9 protein-coding genes are annotated in these 15,949 nt (G+C 41.6%); 2 read left to right on the forward strand and 7 right to left on the reverse strand.

Features of this window, described 5'->3' with window-relative positions; genetic code table 11:
• The first annotated feature begins 110 nt into the window (after nucleotides 1-110).
• Nucleotides 111-293: a hypothetical protein gene (locus ABDD95_RS12075; RefSeq protein ID WP_345947581.1), complete on the forward strand. Its 183-nt coding sequence runs from the start codon at nucleotides 111-113 to the stop codon at nucleotides 291-293.
• 280 nt (nucleotides 294-573) lie between these two features.
• Here ABDD95_RS12075 and ABDD95_RS12080 read toward each other — a convergent pair whose 3' ends face one another.
• From ABDD95_RS12080 to murQ, 6 genes are all read right to left on the reverse strand, one after another.
• The gene (locus ABDD95_RS12080) at nucleotides 574-1,401 is read right to left on the reverse strand and encodes a DUF4397 domain-containing protein (protein WP_345947582.1); all 828 of its coding nucleotides are present in this window, start codon (nucleotides 1,399-1,401) and stop codon (nucleotides 574-576) included.
• 18 nt (nucleotides 1,402-1,419) lie between these two features.
• Complete coding sequence (locus ABDD95_RS12085; protein ID WP_345947583.1) at nucleotides 1,420-3,030, reverse strand: SusD/RagB family nutrient-binding outer membrane lipoprotein; 1,611 nt, start codon at nucleotides 3,028-3,030, stop codon at nucleotides 1,420-1,422.
• 12 nt (nucleotides 3,031-3,042) lie between these two features.
• Nucleotides 3,043-6,147 (reverse strand): SusC/RagA family TonB-linked outer membrane protein, encoded by a 3,105-nt coding sequence (locus ABDD95_RS12090; RefSeq protein ID WP_345947584.1) that lies wholly within the window; start codon nucleotides 6,145-6,147, stop codon nucleotides 3,043-3,045.
• Between the two features lie 1,025 nt (nucleotides 6,148-7,172).
• Entirely contained in the window at nucleotides 7,173-9,107 is a 1,935-nt protein-coding gene (locus tag ABDD95_RS12095; RefSeq protein WP_345947585.1) for a family 20 glycosylhydrolase, read from the reverse strand.
• Between the two features lie 46 nt (nucleotides 9,108-9,153).
• On the reverse strand, nucleotides 9,154-11,073 hold the full coding sequence (gene nagB / locus ABDD95_RS12100; RefSeq protein WP_345947586.1) for a glucosamine-6-phosphate deaminase: 1,920 nt from the start codon (nucleotides 11,071-11,073) through the stop codon (nucleotides 9,154-9,156).
• A gap of 65 nt (nucleotides 11,074-11,138) precedes the next feature.
• Nucleotides 11,139-11,957 (reverse strand): N-acetylmuramic acid 6-phosphate etherase, encoded by an 819-nt coding sequence (gene murQ, locus ABDD95_RS12105; RefSeq protein WP_345947587.1) that lies wholly within the window; start codon nucleotides 11,955-11,957, stop codon nucleotides 11,139-11,141.
• A 197-nt stretch (nucleotides 11,958-12,154) separates the two neighbouring features.
• On the opposite strand from murQ, the gene ABDD95_RS12110 reads away from it, so the two are divergent.
• Nucleotides 12,155-12,898: a DeoR/GlpR family DNA-binding transcription regulator gene (locus ABDD95_RS12110; RefSeq protein WP_345947588.1), complete on the forward strand. Its 744-nt coding sequence runs from the start codon at nucleotides 12,155-12,157 to the stop codon at nucleotides 12,896-12,898.
• A gap of 9 nt (nucleotides 12,899-12,907) precedes the next feature.
• Here ABDD95_RS12110 and ABDD95_RS12115 read toward each other — a convergent pair whose 3' ends face one another.
• Entirely contained in the window at nucleotides 12,908-15,826 is a 2,919-nt protein-coding gene (locus tag ABDD95_RS12115) for a glycoside hydrolase family 3 N-terminal domain-containing protein (RefSeq protein WP_345947589.1), read from the reverse strand.
• Between the last annotated feature and the right edge of the window lie 123 nt (nucleotides 15,827-15,949).

Consider the following 15,949-nt stretch of genomic DNA (forward strand, 5'->3'; position numbering starts at 1 on the left):
GTTATAAAAGACGAATTGCTAAGCAACCATTCAGCAGCTACGGACCTATTATATACATAAGTAAAACTATCTTAAGGTAAATGGTGTTCACCATGATAAATAAGATACTTATGAATAACTTTTTTAGAGCCTTAATAGCTGGCTACGGTGCCAAAAAACTAGGAGGTGGCTGCTTTTCTACCATTATTATATTCATTATAATTTATACACTGCTTGGTAAATGCGGTAACGATTCGCGTGCAAGCGCTCATCCAACACCAGCTAAATTAAAAATTCATAACACCATGTATTAATTGCTTAAGTGGATCACTTATAAGGTCTTGCGCTTTATATGCTTGCAACATAGATGTTTGACGTAAAAGCTAACTTATTAAGCGCCGTACCAATACATCTTTAGCAGCGGGCTGGCTAAATTACGGGCTTTGCTATAAGCACTTGTAACATGAAATAATCAGACTGTTAGCTGCTTGCCTGGAATTAGCGTACTTCATTTGTAGAGAAACTAAAAAGCTCCGCACAAAATAGCTAGGGTCCCTATCTATTTGTGCGGAGCTAAATTACCTTAGGTGCGATCTACCTTACCAGGTAAAACGATATGTAAGGCTTTTGAGCCGCTGTAGTTTTGCCGCTATAGCCACATGCAAAAGCAGTGTATACTCGTCTGTCCAGCACGGTGCTTGCACTTGAGTAAGAAGCTAATACTGTTGCTGTTGTATTAGCAGCACCGGCAGGCCTTACTTTCCAAGATCCGAGAACTCCCCCAGCCGTAAGTCCGCCAGCCTTTAATTTAAATTCTGGTGTCATTTGCATAAATGGCACATTGCTTAAAATCAATGAATCGACGCTTGGCTTAGTAGGCGTGGCTAATGTCACCCCATAATATACGTCTACTGCGGCCACATTAGGCATCAGATTTACGAACCTGTAACGAACAACGGTCGAGTCAGGCATGGTGAAATTTTCCTCTGTTAATAAACTCTTGGTTGCGGCAGCCGTATCTGTAAGATGTACGGAGTACCTTTTACCGGCAGTCAGATTCAGGGTTGTATTGTATAATACAAGAGAGTCGGTGCCATCGTCTTTCTTTTTGGGCAAAACAACAGAAAGATTAACATCTCCTGACGGTACCGACAAGAAATCCGGTTTTGAATCGCCCCCTGTATTATAACCACCACCAGGAAACGGTGACCTTGCAGTAAGTAATCCGCTAACCCGTTTGCCATTTATTTTAAAAATGGTAGAACGGTTATTATAATACATTGATACGTTGTTAATTTTCAAAAGCGTTTCATCGCCTGTTAACTTCTCCACCTCACCATAATCTATTTGATTTTTCGTACAGCTTGCTATGGCAAGTAAACCTGCCGCACCTATAACTAGCTTAGATAATATCTTCATCATTATTCTTTTATAGTGTTATTAATTAGATAAGCTAAACCAAAGCTCCTTAGTCATATAATCTGGGTTTAACGCACCCCATTTTGCCAACTCCTCTGCGTTCCAAACGTACTCAGAGTTATAACGAGGCCGGAAGCGATACGCAAATTTGCCGCCGTTGTTTGTGGAAAGCTCACCTGCAGTTAACTGATAATAAGTTCTGAATACGGTAGCGTCATAATGATACTTACGCAAATCGCACCAAGTTTCTAAACCTGCCCAGCCCCATTGTGCAATATACTTTTGCTGCATTATGTCTGATATTCTTAAATCCCCGGCATTTTGCGCCACTTCGCTCGAAGACATGTAAGCATTTATCTCGGCAGTTGAAATAGCCGGATCAGGCGTGTTGGCACTACGACCATACTGGTTAAAGAAATCGAATGTTGCTCTTATACCATTCACATATGCTGTGTATGCATCACCAGTATTGCCTTTAATAAAATTAGCTTCAGACTTAGCAAATTGTAATTGGCTATAGGTCATAATTGGATACCGTGCTTTATCAGTAAAAATATACCGGCCCGGGTAAGTGGTACCACCAGTTGGTATTACACCTAAAACTATTGGAACGTTTGTTGTAGCGCTCCCTTTAGTTGGCGTAATGGCTTGATAGTTACCTAAAGTGGCCGTAGTTGTGCTCGGCTGCAGATATCTGGATAAACGCGGATCAACTGATGTTTTAGGATCAACGGTAGCAGTACCCCTAACACCGCCTGCAAGCAAGTTCAGGATGGTAGTAGTTGGCCTTGCATAATAGGTCGTGCTTGCCGTCATCAATCCCATTTGCGGTCCCATTGGGTTAGAATCAGCCGCAACGGAAGCCGTAAACCCAACTGTCGCATCTTCCGTTTCGTTAGCGAACGACAGATCTACATACTTAACAACGCTATCAGCATAGTTAGTTTTAAACTGAGGTTTATTGATTAAGTGGCTGTATTGCTGTGCAAACAAACCATAAACAAATTTCCGCCATTTGGCCATATCGCCTTTATATATGCCATCGCCCGAAACACCGCTCAATGTAGCCGCATAGCTCACAGGGCTTTTCATATTGCTATATTTAATAGCTAAATTACCCCACTCCCTTACCTTTGCATAGACATCTGGCTGGTCCTGGTAATGAAACTTTAATTGCCCTGTGGTAAAAGCCTCATCCAAAATGATGGGTCCATGCAAATCAGTTGTCATTTGGTAAGCCCATGCTTTAATGGCATATCCAATGGCTACATATTCGTATTTCTGTTTTTCCAAACCATCTTTTATCATGCTTTCCAGGTTCAAACCTAAATCAAAATAAGTCATGCGCCATATTACGCCGCCAACATCACTTGCCGACGGATAACCATGTTTCTCCCAAATGGTAGAGGCATCAGCAGTAGAAGTGCCGCCCATGTTCTGTGTAATTTTCCAAATCACCCGGTTATCCTGCGTGGTGCCATTTGTCATCTGGTAGATGATTGGGGGCAACAAAAGCTCTGCCCCAACAACCTGAGGTACAGCGGGGTTACTGTTAATATCTAAATATTTTTTACAACCGGTGCCCAACACCATGGCTGTTAATACTATTGCTGTTTTATATAAGTTTCTCATTGTTTTTTACTCTTATAATCTTACCCTTAAACCAAGGTTAACACCAATTGGCTTACCCACGTTTCCGTAATCCAAACCAAAACCACCAATACCGCCAACACCTGGAGTATTCAGGTTACTTTCCGGATCGTTGCCCGAATAGTTTGTAAACATAACCGCATCGGTTACCGTTACAAACACACCTAAGCTTTTAACAAACCTTATACGGTTTAACATAGATTGTGAGAAATCATAGCTCAGAGTTATATCGCGCAGACGTAAAGTTTTAATATTACGCTCAATAAACATCTCGCCGGTTACGTTGGTAGTGTAATAAGCTGGTGAATAATAAGGCGTAACTGCTATGGTGTTGCGGGTTGGGTTAGCTGTATTTTCTAATCCGTCTTTTAACACACCTGTAACGATTCTCGGAGTTTCTCTATCCAGGGTTTTAATACTAGTACCTCTGGTATAAGCTTCATAATCGGTACCGTTGAGCACGTCGCCGCCGTAGCGTAAATCCCACAAAAATGACAGGCTCCAGCTTTTGTAGCGTAACTGGTTAACAAAGCCCAGATTAAATTTAGGGTTACGGTCGCCAATAGGATAATACTGGGTATCGCTTGATAGCGGTAAACCAGTGGTTGGGGCAATTAACACATCGCCATATTTATTGCGGTCAAACCGTGTACCACTTATAGCTCCGGTACTTGCACCGGGGAGCACGGCACCTCTAACACCTGCGAGTATTTGCGTATCCGATTCGTATAATTCCGGAAGTTCTTCGGCTATAGAAAGTACCTTGCCTCTGTTCAGGGTAAAGTTAAAGGTCATGTCCCAGCTAAAACTCTTCTGCCTGAAAGGAGCTACTTTGGCCTGTATTTCAACACCCTGGTTTACTACTGTACCGCCATTCATCATTTCTAATATACCACCACTGCCATAGCTCAAACGTGGTAGAATGATCTGATCCTCGCTTCGCAGTTTATAATAGTTGAAATCCAGACTGAACCGGTTTTTGAAAAACTGTAACTCGATACCTGTTTCAAAGTTTTTTGAAGTTTCGGGCTTAAGATTAGGATTTCCTAGTGTGGAAGATACTGCATATCCACCGCCTGTTGTTGTTGCACCGACATAATTAGTAGCTAGTATGTATTCCCTGTATGGTTCTTTACCAGTTAAACCATATGAAACCCGCAGTTTACCATAATCTAACCAAGGTAAATTATTCTTGAAAACGCTTAGATCCGAGAAGTTGAAAGCCGTACTGATTGACGGATAAGCAAAGTATGGGTCACTACCTTTAAAATCAACTGGATTCATAAGCTTCGACGCACCATCAACACGTCCGCTGAGGGTTAAATACAATAATGTTTTGTAACCTAAGATAGCTTGCCCAAACGCTCCCACCGTACGATAACGGTTTATGTAATTCAAAGTGCGCTGAGTAGTAGGCAAGGTATTGTTGATACTATAGAAATTAGGATCATACATGTTTTGCCCCTGCTGGGAATTGGTAGATGAATTGAAATCATTAAATGTTGTTCCCAAAACATAAGTAGCGTTAAAATCACCAGATTTTTGACGTGCAGAAGCGGTGAATACACCGTTGTAAATTTTATCCAACCTTTGGTAAGTTAAAATTTTGCCGCCGTTTGGCGCAGTAGCTGATCCTGAACCTTTGTAGGATTGTGCATGGTAAACTGACAAACCATTAGTTACAGCCACATCGGTGCCTAAAACAGCATTAAATTTCAACCATTTCAAAGGATTGAATTCAAAATTAACGTTACCCAGTAAACGATTTGTACGGTCATTGTTTACGTTTTTGTAAACATCCCAAAAGGGGTTGTCCCATTCGCCATATATCGATCCGGTATGCAACAGCCTGTTACCGTTTGCATCCTGATAATTAGTTACATCCCATGATGGATTAAATCTATACAATGACATCAAAAATCCGTTTGTTCCTTTGTTGGCCTTATCGTTTGATGAATTCACATAATTGAACGATGTGGTTACCTTTAATATAGGAAAAATCTGAGCAGTACCGGTTAATCTAGACGAAAACCTCTTATATGTAGTGCTTGGGATGGTTCCCCTGCTATCGCTATACTCGTTAGACCACCTATACGTGAACTTATCTGTCCCACCTTCAAAAGATAGATTATGTTTCTGGGTAAAACCTGTTCTAAAAAATTGATCAAAGTTGTCATAAAGTTGTGTTCCGGGTTGATAGGCCGGTCCGTTAAATACAGTGGCTGTACCATCATACACACCAACACTACCTTGGTTATAAATCTTTTGCTGCTCAGGAAACTTCCTAAGCTGCTCTACCCTGAATGAATTATTGTAACTGATTGACCCAGCGCCTGTTTTACCTTTTTTGGTAGTAATAATTATGGCACCGCTGGCACCTGCACTACCATATAAGGCCGTTGCTTCGGGGCCTTTCATAATAGTATAGGTTTCAATATCATTAGGGTTAATATCGATGGCCCTATTGGAAAAATCCTGGTCACGGTTGGCTGCGCCGCTAACCAACTCACGGGTTTGATTCAGCGTGGTGTTGTTAATTGGCACACCATCCATCACAATCAGGGCATTGTTATCACCGCTGATAGATACAAAACCCCTTAACACGATCTGTGCAGAAGCACCGGGATTACCATTGGTACTGTTAATAGATAAACCGGGAACCCGACCCTGCAAACCGCCAAAAAAATCGTTACGTTGGGTCTCAGCTACATCAGAGCCTTTAACAACGGGTACAGAATAGGCAAGGCTTCTTCTGTCACGAGAAATATTGTTAGCTGTTACCACCACATCGTTTAATGCCGTTGCATCGGTCTGTAACCTTACATCTACTGTTCCACTAGTAGTAACTTTGACTTCCTGACCTTTGTAGCCCACAAAAGAAAACACCAGTGTTTGCCCCGAGCTAGCACTGATAGAATAACGGCCTTGAGCCGAGGTTGTGGTGGCCATTTGGCTACCTTTGACTTTTACGTTAACTCCGGGGAGCGGGGAACCGTCGGTGGCGTCAAGTACCGTGCCGGTCACTACCCTTTGCTGGGCCATTGCCTGTGCTGCAAGCAAGATAAACCCCAAGATAAATGAGAGTAATTGTTTTTGCATGTTCTATATTAAAAGTTAATCAATAAGTGCATAGGGATAAAAAGTTGAAGCGTGAGAGAAGAAGATGAAGCAAGCATTCAGCTTAACAACTCGTTCGAAAACAAACTTGGTCAACTTTTGCATAAACATATTAAAAAGATTTTAATTTAATGCAAACTTTTGCGCACATGTGGCTAAAAAGTGCAGAGATATGCAATAAGTAAGCATAAATTACTGTTTATGTCGACATTAATGGCCCAAAGCAGTGTTTTTGGCGATACTTTTCAAGAAAGAATTCCCCTTTTTACCGACTTACCTATTAATTAATAACAAAATGCTTATCAAATCTGAATTTTTTTTCCAAAAATTCATCAAAAACAGATATTATTTATAAAATTTTCAACAAAAGCTTTGCATAATAAAAGCAAATATTAACATTAAATGATAAGAAGAGCGTGTCTTAAACTAATGTGGGTCTAACTAGCGTAGGAAAAGCATCACATATGTGACATTTCTGTACTTACTTTTTTAAGCGCTTTATTCCATTACAGTATACTGCTGTTCTTTACATGCATGCGGTACTAATGCTGCACCGATTATACACTTTTGAGCGGATATTTCGATGTGGCGGTAAAATTTAATAGAGCCGACAAACTCAACTTTGCCATGAAGGATGTCTTGCGCAGTTGCTTTAGCTTGTTATAGCCTTAATTGCCAATCACATTATGCTTTATTTATCACGAGCTATTTGACTCGTGATATGCAGCATTTTAGACAGCAATGATGTAAGCTCGGTCGATATGAATGCTTTCTATGCGAAATGCAACGACACCTGAAACCGAGCCAAAGCCGCCCGTAAGCATCCCTTTAATATTTCTAAAATGTTAGAAGCCTGAAACGGTAAAATAATAAGTGCATGTAGTTTTAGGCGGCGAGGGTATATTTTGATTGAAAACTTTCAAATACAGCTATAAAAGCAGTCGAAGCCCGCCAAGCACAGCCGCACAAATAAGGCAGCCTGAAATTAGCTGCGTCAGCATTCAATTTTAAAGCGTTGGCGTTGGCTTTACCTCCGCAATACCTGCCCTTTTCCGTAGCTCTGCTATAGGCATGTTAATGAGCTTTCCGATTGGTTTGTTGTTACGATAGGTAATTACTTTGAGGTTCGCAGCATCTTTGGGTACGGTGAGCGGCAACTGATATTTAGGATAAAATCTATCAGGATTAGTTTCATCAAAACTATAAAAGATGTCTAATCCGGAAACCTCGGTACTTAGTGAGATTTTGATATTATTACTTGTGTCCTTACTTACAGTGAACGAAGGATCGTACATGCTAAGCGAATATTTAGTTTCGGCAGCGTCAAGGCGCTCAAATTGTTGTTCGATACGGGTTACAAAGTTATTCCAGTTCTTTTTAGCTGGTAAAGACCATACCGACTCAGATATTGCAAAAGCGCGAGGCCATAACATATACTCGGCGTGGCGCATCGTTGAAAGGCGTTCGCTCCATAAATTACACTGCCCACCTAAAATGAAACGCGGATCAACACCTGCAGGCAGTGGATCAAATTCGTAGGCTTTGCGTAATCTCACCATCGAATAGGTAGGAGGTTCGGCCATTGGGTCGCCTTGATAAAGATCGAGGTAAGCGAAGGTATTAGGTGTCATCACAACCTCATGGTTCATCTTAGCTGCTTCTACCCCGCCTTGCATGCCTCGCCAACTCATTACTGCAGCTCCAGGTGCCAAACCGCCTTGCAGTATCTCGTCCCAACCCATTACTTTTTTTCCTTTGGCCGATACTATTTTCTCAATCCGTTTAATGAAATAGCTTTGTAGTTCATCTGTATTTTTGAGGTTTTCGCGCTGCATCAGTTGCTTGCATGCGTCGCTCTTTTCCCAAAAGCCCTTGTAGCATTCATCACCACCTACATGTATATAGGGGAACGGAAATAAAGCGGCAACCTCCGTAAATACTTTATCGAAAAAGGGATACACGTTTTCATTAGCCGGGCAAATCGTATTATCTAATAGCCCATAAAAAGTTCCGCCCTTCCATATCATAAATCGCTCGCCAGCATTAACCTGGTAAGTACCCGGTGTACATGTTAATTCAGGGTACGAGGCTACAGCAGCCAGGCTATGGCCCGGAATGTCAATTTCCGGAAGAATATTTACATACCTATCTGCCGCATACTTAATAATCTCACGCATGTCGTCTTGCGTGTAAAAGCCGCCATAGGTTTTAGGTTCATCAGGGGTGGGTTTTGAAAATTCTCCCCAACGACCAGTACGTTCAGCACGCCAAGCCCCTACCTCAGTTAATTTGGGCAAACTCTTTATTTGCAAGCGCCATCCCTGATCATCGGTAAGATGCAGGTGCAGTACATTAAACTTGTACTTCACCATATTATCAATAAACTGCTTTACCTGCTGTTTGGTAAAAAAGTGGCGGGCTACGTCAAACATCATACCTCGCCATTTAAAGCGGGGGTAGTCGGTAATGCTCGCGGCCGGCACCTTCCACGTTACATTAGCTTTTGCAGTTGTACTCTCTATCTCCTTAGGAAAAAGCTGCATAAGCGTCTGGAAACCGTAAAACAGCCCGGCAGACTTGTTAGATGTGATTGTTACCCCGTTACTAGTAACACTTAAATGATAACCCTCTGTTCCTAATGTTGCTGTTGGTGCTTTGTTAATTAGCAAGCGGATTGAACCCGGCTGATAGGCCATCGTGCTCTTAACGACATAAGACCGACCTGTTGATCTTTTTAGCTTTTCGCCCAATTGATTAGCAACATTTCTTACACTATCAGACAGATTGTTTACCTGGATAGTAATCACCTTAGGCAACACGTATTGCCCCTTATTGTAAGTTACTAAAGCCGGAGCCGGTACAATACTTATTTGCTGGGCAGCTACACGGTTTAATGTGAGAACATGCAAAACACCTATCAGTAAGAGACTTATTCTTTTCATGCTAAACCTGTGAAGTTGATGATATCTAAGATAACGTAGTTTTTATTTAAATTCGCCATCTTACGAAAGCCTCAATGGCTTCATACTCGGCCAGACCTAACTGATCATAGCACTGTGCAGTTTCGCGGGTACGGTCCTCAGCTCTAACCCAAAATTCCCGTGCATCATCTCCAGGAAATACCGGAACATCTTTTTGTGACTGATGTTTAAATATGGCATGCCGTTTTCTGAGTACTTCTTGAGGAGAAAGTGGCACAGCCATCTCTATTTCATGTATAGCAAATTCATGCCATGCGCCACGATATAGCCACAACCAGCAGTCATTAACCCATTCTTCATCCTGTTTAAGGCGCTTTAGCGCTTGCAATAATATATCAAAGCAAATTTTATGTGTGCCATGCGGATCAGCGAAGTCTCCGGCTGCAAATATTTGATGGGGTTTAACTTCCTGCAGCAACGCAATGGTTTGCTGCACGTCGGCTTCGTAACTATTGTCTTTATGCCTTTTTGAACGGTCATAAAACGGAAGATCCATAAAATGAATATTCTCATCAGGTAAACCGGCGAAACGTGCGGCGGCCAGGGCCTCTCCTTTCCTGATAAGACCTTTTACCGTTGACATCTCGGGAGCGTCTATCTGATTAGGCTGCATTTGCTTAACAAACTCCCGCATGCCTAAATACAACTGCTGTAGCACATTCTCGTCGGTGTTTTGCGACTTATTAAAATCAATGGCAAATTCAACAAAGCGTAATGCATCATCATCCCAAACAGCAGTATTGCCTGAGGTTTGATAAGCTACATGTACATCATGTCCTTGATCTGCCAGGCGAATAAAAGTACCACCCATAGAAATTACATCGTCATCAGGGTGAGGTGAAAAAATGATAACCCGCTTTTTAGCCGGTTCGGCCCGTTCCGGCCGTTGCGAATCATCTGCATTGGGCTTGCCACCGGGCCAGCCTGTAATGGTATGCTGCACCTGGTTAAAAATATGGATATTGATGTTATATACCGGCCCCCTTTCAGTGGCCAGTTGAGCCATGCCATGATTATTGTAATCTTCTTCTGTTAACTTTAAAATAGGTTTATTCAGGCTGCTTGCCAACCAGGTTACGGCTTTTTTAATTGTTGGTTCATCCCAAACACAATCTTTCACCAGCCACGGTGTATCAAATCGTGTTAATTCAGATGCAGCATCTTTATCTACTACAAACTCTACGTGCTCGGATAATTGCAGATAAGTTGCAGGCACCTCTGCTGAAATTGAACCTTCAACAGCTTTTTTTATAATGGCCGCTTTCTTTTTATTCCAGGCCATTAATATAATTTCGCGGGCTTTAAAGATAGTACCAATGCCCATGGTAATAGCTTTGGTCGGAACATTTTCCTTACCACCGAAATCGCGCGAAGCATCGTGCCTTGTTAAATCATCAAGCGTTACCAGCCGTGTACCTGAGTTGGGAGCCGAGCCAGGTTCATTAAAGCCGATATGGCCGGTACGACCGATACCTAACAATTGTAAATCAATGCCTCCTAAAGCAGTAATTTTCTTTTCATAGTATAAACAAAACGCCGCTATATCTTCTTTAGGCAACGTACCGTTAGGTATATGAATGTTAACCGGATCTATATCAATATGATTGAACAGGTTTTCATTCATAAATGTGACGTAGCTTTGCTCGGCATGCGGCTGCATAGGATAGTATTCGTCCAAATTGAACGTAATTACATCCTTAAAGCTCAATCCGTCTTCACGGTGTAAACGCACCAGTTCAGCGTAAACCTTAATGGGTGTTACACCTGTGGCCAAGCCAAGTACTGTTAATTCGCCTTTGGCTTGCTTAGCTTTTATTAAGTTAGCTATACGGTGTGCAACGGCTATACTTGCAGTTGCGGCATGGTCATAAATGGTTACAGGTAATTTTTCGTAACGCGTTTCTTCCAGTAGATTTAATCTTGCCATGGGCGTTTGTAAGATAAAGTGATAAGGTTAGGTTTGTAGTGTCTTGTAGTTGTAAGGTGCTGTATTTATTCAGTGTACTGGCCCTGCACTGCCTGAATAGCTTGGCGTATACCGCCATGTAGCTTTAAAAGCTCAGTAGCTGTTTGCTCGTCTTTGCCGGTCACTTTCATAATCATGTTTACACCACGGTTGTACAGTTTGTGATTGGTAAGTTGCATATCAACCATTAAGTTACCTTTAACTTTGCCTAAACCAATCATAACGGATGTGGTAAGCATATTTAAAACTAACTTTTGAGCAGTACCTGCTTTCATTCTGGTTGAGCCTGTTAAAAATTCTGGTCCAACAACAACTTCTACCGGGTACTTTGCTTCCTTGCCTATCGGGCTTCCGCTGTTACACACCACACATCCTGTAACAAGTCCCTTTTCGTTCGCTGCTTTCAAACCGCCTAATACATAGGGGGTAGTGCCTGATGCTGCAATACCAACAATTACGTCATTTTCAGTTATATTGTACTCCTGTAAATCTTTCCAGGCCTGCTCAGCATCGTCTTCTGCAAATTCAACAGCTTTACGTATAGCAGTGTCTCCACCGGCTATAATGCCTACTACCCAATCGTGTGAAACGCCAAACGTGGGCGGGCACTCCGAGGCATCAACTACTCCTAAGCGTCCGCTTGTACCGGCGCCTATGTAAAACAAGCGTCCGCCTGCTTTCATCTTTTCAAGCACGGCGGTAGCTAAAGCGCCAATCTTATCTAAGCACTTTTCAACTGCCAGCGGCACTGTTTTGTCTTCATTATTAATGTTAACTAAGATATCGTTGATTGACATCTTATCAAGATCGGTATATTGGGATACCTGTTCTGTAGTGGGTTCCATTTAGCGAAGTATGTTATTTAGGGGTTGCCATTGTTATGTTAAAACAAGAAAAAACGCAGCAACATGCACAAATATATATTATTTCAAAATCAAACATGCAAGAAAACGCATAAAAAACATGGCCTAAAAAAATCGACTTTTAATGAAGTTTGCCCGATATACTATGAAGCTGGAATAAATTTATACATTTATCAATTATGCTTAAAGAAGAAAGGCAGCAACATATAATAAGCCAGATAAACATTCACAACAAAGTATTGTCCACTGACCTAAGTGCTCAGCTTAATGTTTCGGAGGATACCATTAGACGCGACTTAAACGAATTAGCCGAACTTGGTAAAATTGTAAAGGTTTATGGCGGCGCATTATCTAAGTCGTTTCACTACCCCTTCTCGGGCCGCGAAATTTATAACAAGGATGGCAAGAAAGAAATAGCCCGAAAAGCAGTAGGATTAGTTGAAGACGGCATGGTGCTGTTAGTTGGTGGCGGCACAACAATGATTGAGCTGGCTCGCATATTTCCAGAAAATATCCACTGTACCATCTTTACGATAAGCCCTTTAGTAGGTTTGGAATTAGCAGAACATCCAAACATTGCTGTTAACCTATTAGCTGGCCAACTTGCCGCCAATTCCCATATAGTCACCGGATCGCAGGTGATAAGTCAACTATCGGAAATTAAGGCAGACCTCTGTTTTTTAGGAACCAACGGCATATCCATCACCCATGGTATATCTGATTCAGATTGGGAGGTAGTGCAGGTAAAAAAGGCCATGATTAACTCTGCAAGCAAAACAGCGCTATTAAGCATATCTGAAAAGCTTGATTCCATGCAAAAGATGAAAATTTGCAATTTAAGCGCAATTGATTACCTGCTTACCGACCTGGATCCGCAGAGTGTTTATATCGAGAAGTATGCAAGTATAGTGTCAGTAATTTAACCTTGTTTGCTATTTTAAATTTTTACGTTTTTTACCAACTGGCCTGGTAGCTGTAGTAACCGAGCGCTTGTCTTTTTCTTTTATAATAGACTTATAAATAACTTCCTGGATATCGCCACGAACGCTCAATGAGCTCAACTTGTTATTATCGCCCCCATCAGGATTTACCCGGTTAGACATAAAAATGTATAGCAGATTATACTTGGGATCGGCCCATACACCTATGCCGGTAAAGCCCGTATGCCCAAACGTTAGCGGCGATGTACTTAGTGATGGATAAGGTGACTTACTGGTTGCATTATCTTTTTCTGGTTTGTCAAACCCTATTCCGCGCCTGCTAATGTTACTGTGATAGCCAGTAAAATAGTCTATCGTTTCTTTTTTCAGCAATCTTACACCGTTGAGCTCTCCTCCGTTTAACAGTAATTGATAAAGCTGCGCAAGATCATACGCGTTACTGAATAAACCTGCATGGCCGGCAACTCCACCTAACATAGCGGCTCCAGGGTCATGCACGTCGCCACGCAGCTGCTGCAACCTGAAAAATTTCTCATTTTCAGTTGGTGCAATTAAGTTAATCGGCTCATGCTCTCTGGGCTTAAAGGTTGTGCTTGTCATTCCTAGCGGCAGATAGAAGGTTTTACGCACGTACGCATCTAACGTTAAACCTGTAATTTGCTCAACAACCATACCCAGAAAAATGAAGTCATTATCGCTGTAAACATACTTGTTTGCAGGGCCAAGTTTGCTTTTTAGTATTTTAGCTTTAATGGTGTCAACCCAGTCCTTACGCATATATAATTCATCTGCTACCCTTGTAGTATAGTTACCGATTGGCTCAGTCTTATAAAAGCCTAATTTTGGCTGACCGGTCTTCACATCGATAGTTTCACGATAGAACGGAATAAAGGATACTAAGCCTGCCTGGTGCAACAAAACGTCAAACAGCTTTAAATTAGCTTTATCAGTTCCACGCACCCAAGGCAAGTAGTCGCCTAAAGTTTTTTGTATATCAAGCCTACCCTCCTCATACAACTTCATTACCGAAACGTTAGTCGCGCTGATTTTGGTTACCGACGCTAAGTCATAAACCGTTTGTAATGTGGTTTTTTCTGCACCATCATAACTCAAGTGGCCGTATGCTTTGTAAAAACCGACCTTTCCGTTTTTAGCCACCAGAACTACACAACCAGGTGTGGCGCCTTTTTGAATTGCATTTGCTGCAATTGTATCTATTTTTAAAAGTGACGCACTATCCAAACCAGCCAGAACCGGCTTTACAATAGGCAGATAAAAATTGGTATTGATACCAGTGCCATAAGCATACTTACCTACTGTAACTGGCAGTTTCCCCTTGGGCGTAATTTTTCCGGCCAATAAGTCGAGCGCTACATCATGCATCAGATCATCATCTTCGTAACAGGCAACTATATTTTTGGCGTCCGCAAAATTGGCTATTGCGTAGGGGTTGCCGAATGCAAAGCTCACCGTATTAGCCTTTTGCTGCAACTGTTGTATGAGTGAAACAGACGCATTACTTATACCGAAATTTTTTGCTGGGTATTTAGCATATTTATGCATACCAATTACTATCCCATCATACTTATCGCCTATTTGCTGTAAAAGCTGACTGGCTTTAACACTGTCGCTTTTGTATCCCAGATAAAAGCAATCGGCGTTGTATAACTCATGTAATTTTTTCGCAAAGTGATTTTCTTGTTCAATGCCAATACCTACGTATGCAATTTTATTCAAATGCTTTAATGGCAGTACATTGCTATCATTTTGGCAAACCAGTGTAATGGCATTTTTGTAAACAGTCTTTTTAAGCTCATCAACGTCAGCATTCAGCCTTGCTGCGATATTAAGAGTATCAATGGGCTGTAAAGCGTCAAGGCCAAGATTGTATTTTGCCATTAGCACTTTCTTCACCCTTGCGTTTATATCATCCCAACTTAGTTTATCTTTACGTATAGCTTTACGAATTTTTTTAATACTTCCTTTGATATCGCCGGGTAAACACAGCATGTCATTGCCTGCAATCAAAGATTGTACTGCCGCTTCGCCCTGCGGATAAAACTTCGCTACCCCCTTCATTTCGAGCGCATCGGTAAAAGTAATACCACTGAATTTAAACTGCTCGCGCAGTAAACCAGTTACGTTATTTTTAGACAATGAAGTGGCTTTATTACGTGTGGTATCAATTGCCGGAATATATAAGTGAGCAACCATCATGCTGCCAACCTTATCTTTAATAAGTGTTTTGAAAGGAAAAAGCTCAAGGGAATCGAGCTGCGCCAACGATTTTGTGATTATAGGCAAGTCCAGATGCGAATCAACTGCAACATCGCCATGGCCCGGGAAATGTTTGGCGCAAGCCATGATTCCGGCATCTTGCATGCCTTTCATGATTCTACTACCGAACAACGATACCTTGTATTTATCCTGACCGAATGAGCGAAAATTAATTACAGGGTTATTTGGATTGTTATTGATATCTATAACGGGTGCATAGTTAACCTGAATACCTGCATTTTTGCATTGTAAACCAATGGCTCTTCCAATTTGGTACGATATGGCCGCATCATTAGTAGCGCCAATAGTCAGCTGATCGGGAAAAGGCTTTATATCGCCAAATCGCATACCTACACCCGTTTCTCCGTCGATACAAACCAATAACGGAACTTTTGAAACCTGCTGCAAATGGTTTAAAACTTTAGCCTGCTGTAATGAGTTGCCCTGAAAAAGGCATACAGAACCTATTTTGTATTTCTTTATATAAGATTCAACTTCTTTGTCGAAGAACACTACATCCTTACCCCTCTTTTCGGACATACGAACAACCATCAGTTGCGCTATCTTCTGTTTCCTGGACAGGCTTTTGAAATTTTTATCCACCCACTGCTGTGCAACTGAGGTATCACGCAAACGTTGACTATAACCAAGCGTAGATACTAATAAGAGAAGCGAACAAAATAGATGTCTTTTGTACCCGAACATATCATTAAATTTAGAAATCAGCTGAATTAAACGGCGTGACTAATGTTTCTG

The organism is Mucilaginibacter sp. PAMB04274 (genome assembly GCF_039634385.2).
In the GTDB taxonomy this organism is placed as follows: domain Bacteria; phylum Bacteroidota; class Bacteroidia; order Sphingobacteriales; family Sphingobacteriaceae; genus Mucilaginibacter.

Bases quoted from the DNA above. Each gene is read 5' to 3' on its own strand.
- ABDD95_RS12110 (WP_345947588.1), top strand. From the start codon at position 12,155: ATGCTTAAAGAAGAAAGGCAGCAACATATAATAAGCCAGATAAACATT.
- ABDD95_RS12080 (WP_345947582.1), bottom strand. From the start codon at position 1,401: ATGATGAAGATATTATCTAAGCTAGTTATAGGTGCGGCAGGTTTACTT.
- nagB (WP_345947586.1), bottom strand. From the start codon at position 11,073: ATGGCAAGATTAAATCTACTGGAAGAAACGCGTTACGAAAAATTACCT.
- ABDD95_RS12085 (WP_345947583.1), bottom strand. From the start codon at position 3,030: ATGAGAAACTTATATAAAACAGCAATAGTATTAACAGCCATGGTGTTG.
- murQ (WP_345947587.1), bottom strand. From the start codon at position 11,957: ATGGAACCCACTACAGAACAGGTATCCCAATATACCGATCTTGATAAG.
- ABDD95_RS12075 (WP_345947581.1), top strand. From the start codon at position 111: ATGAATAACTTTTTTAGAGCCTTAATAGCTGGCTACGGTGCCAAAAAA.
- ABDD95_RS12090 (WP_345947584.1), bottom strand. From the start codon at position 6,147: ATGCAAAAACAATTACTCTCATTTATCTTGGGGTTTATCTTGCTTGCA.
- ABDD95_RS12095 (WP_345947585.1), bottom strand. From the start codon at position 9,107: ATGAAAAGAATAAGTCTCTTACTGATAGGTGTTTTGCATGTTCTCACA.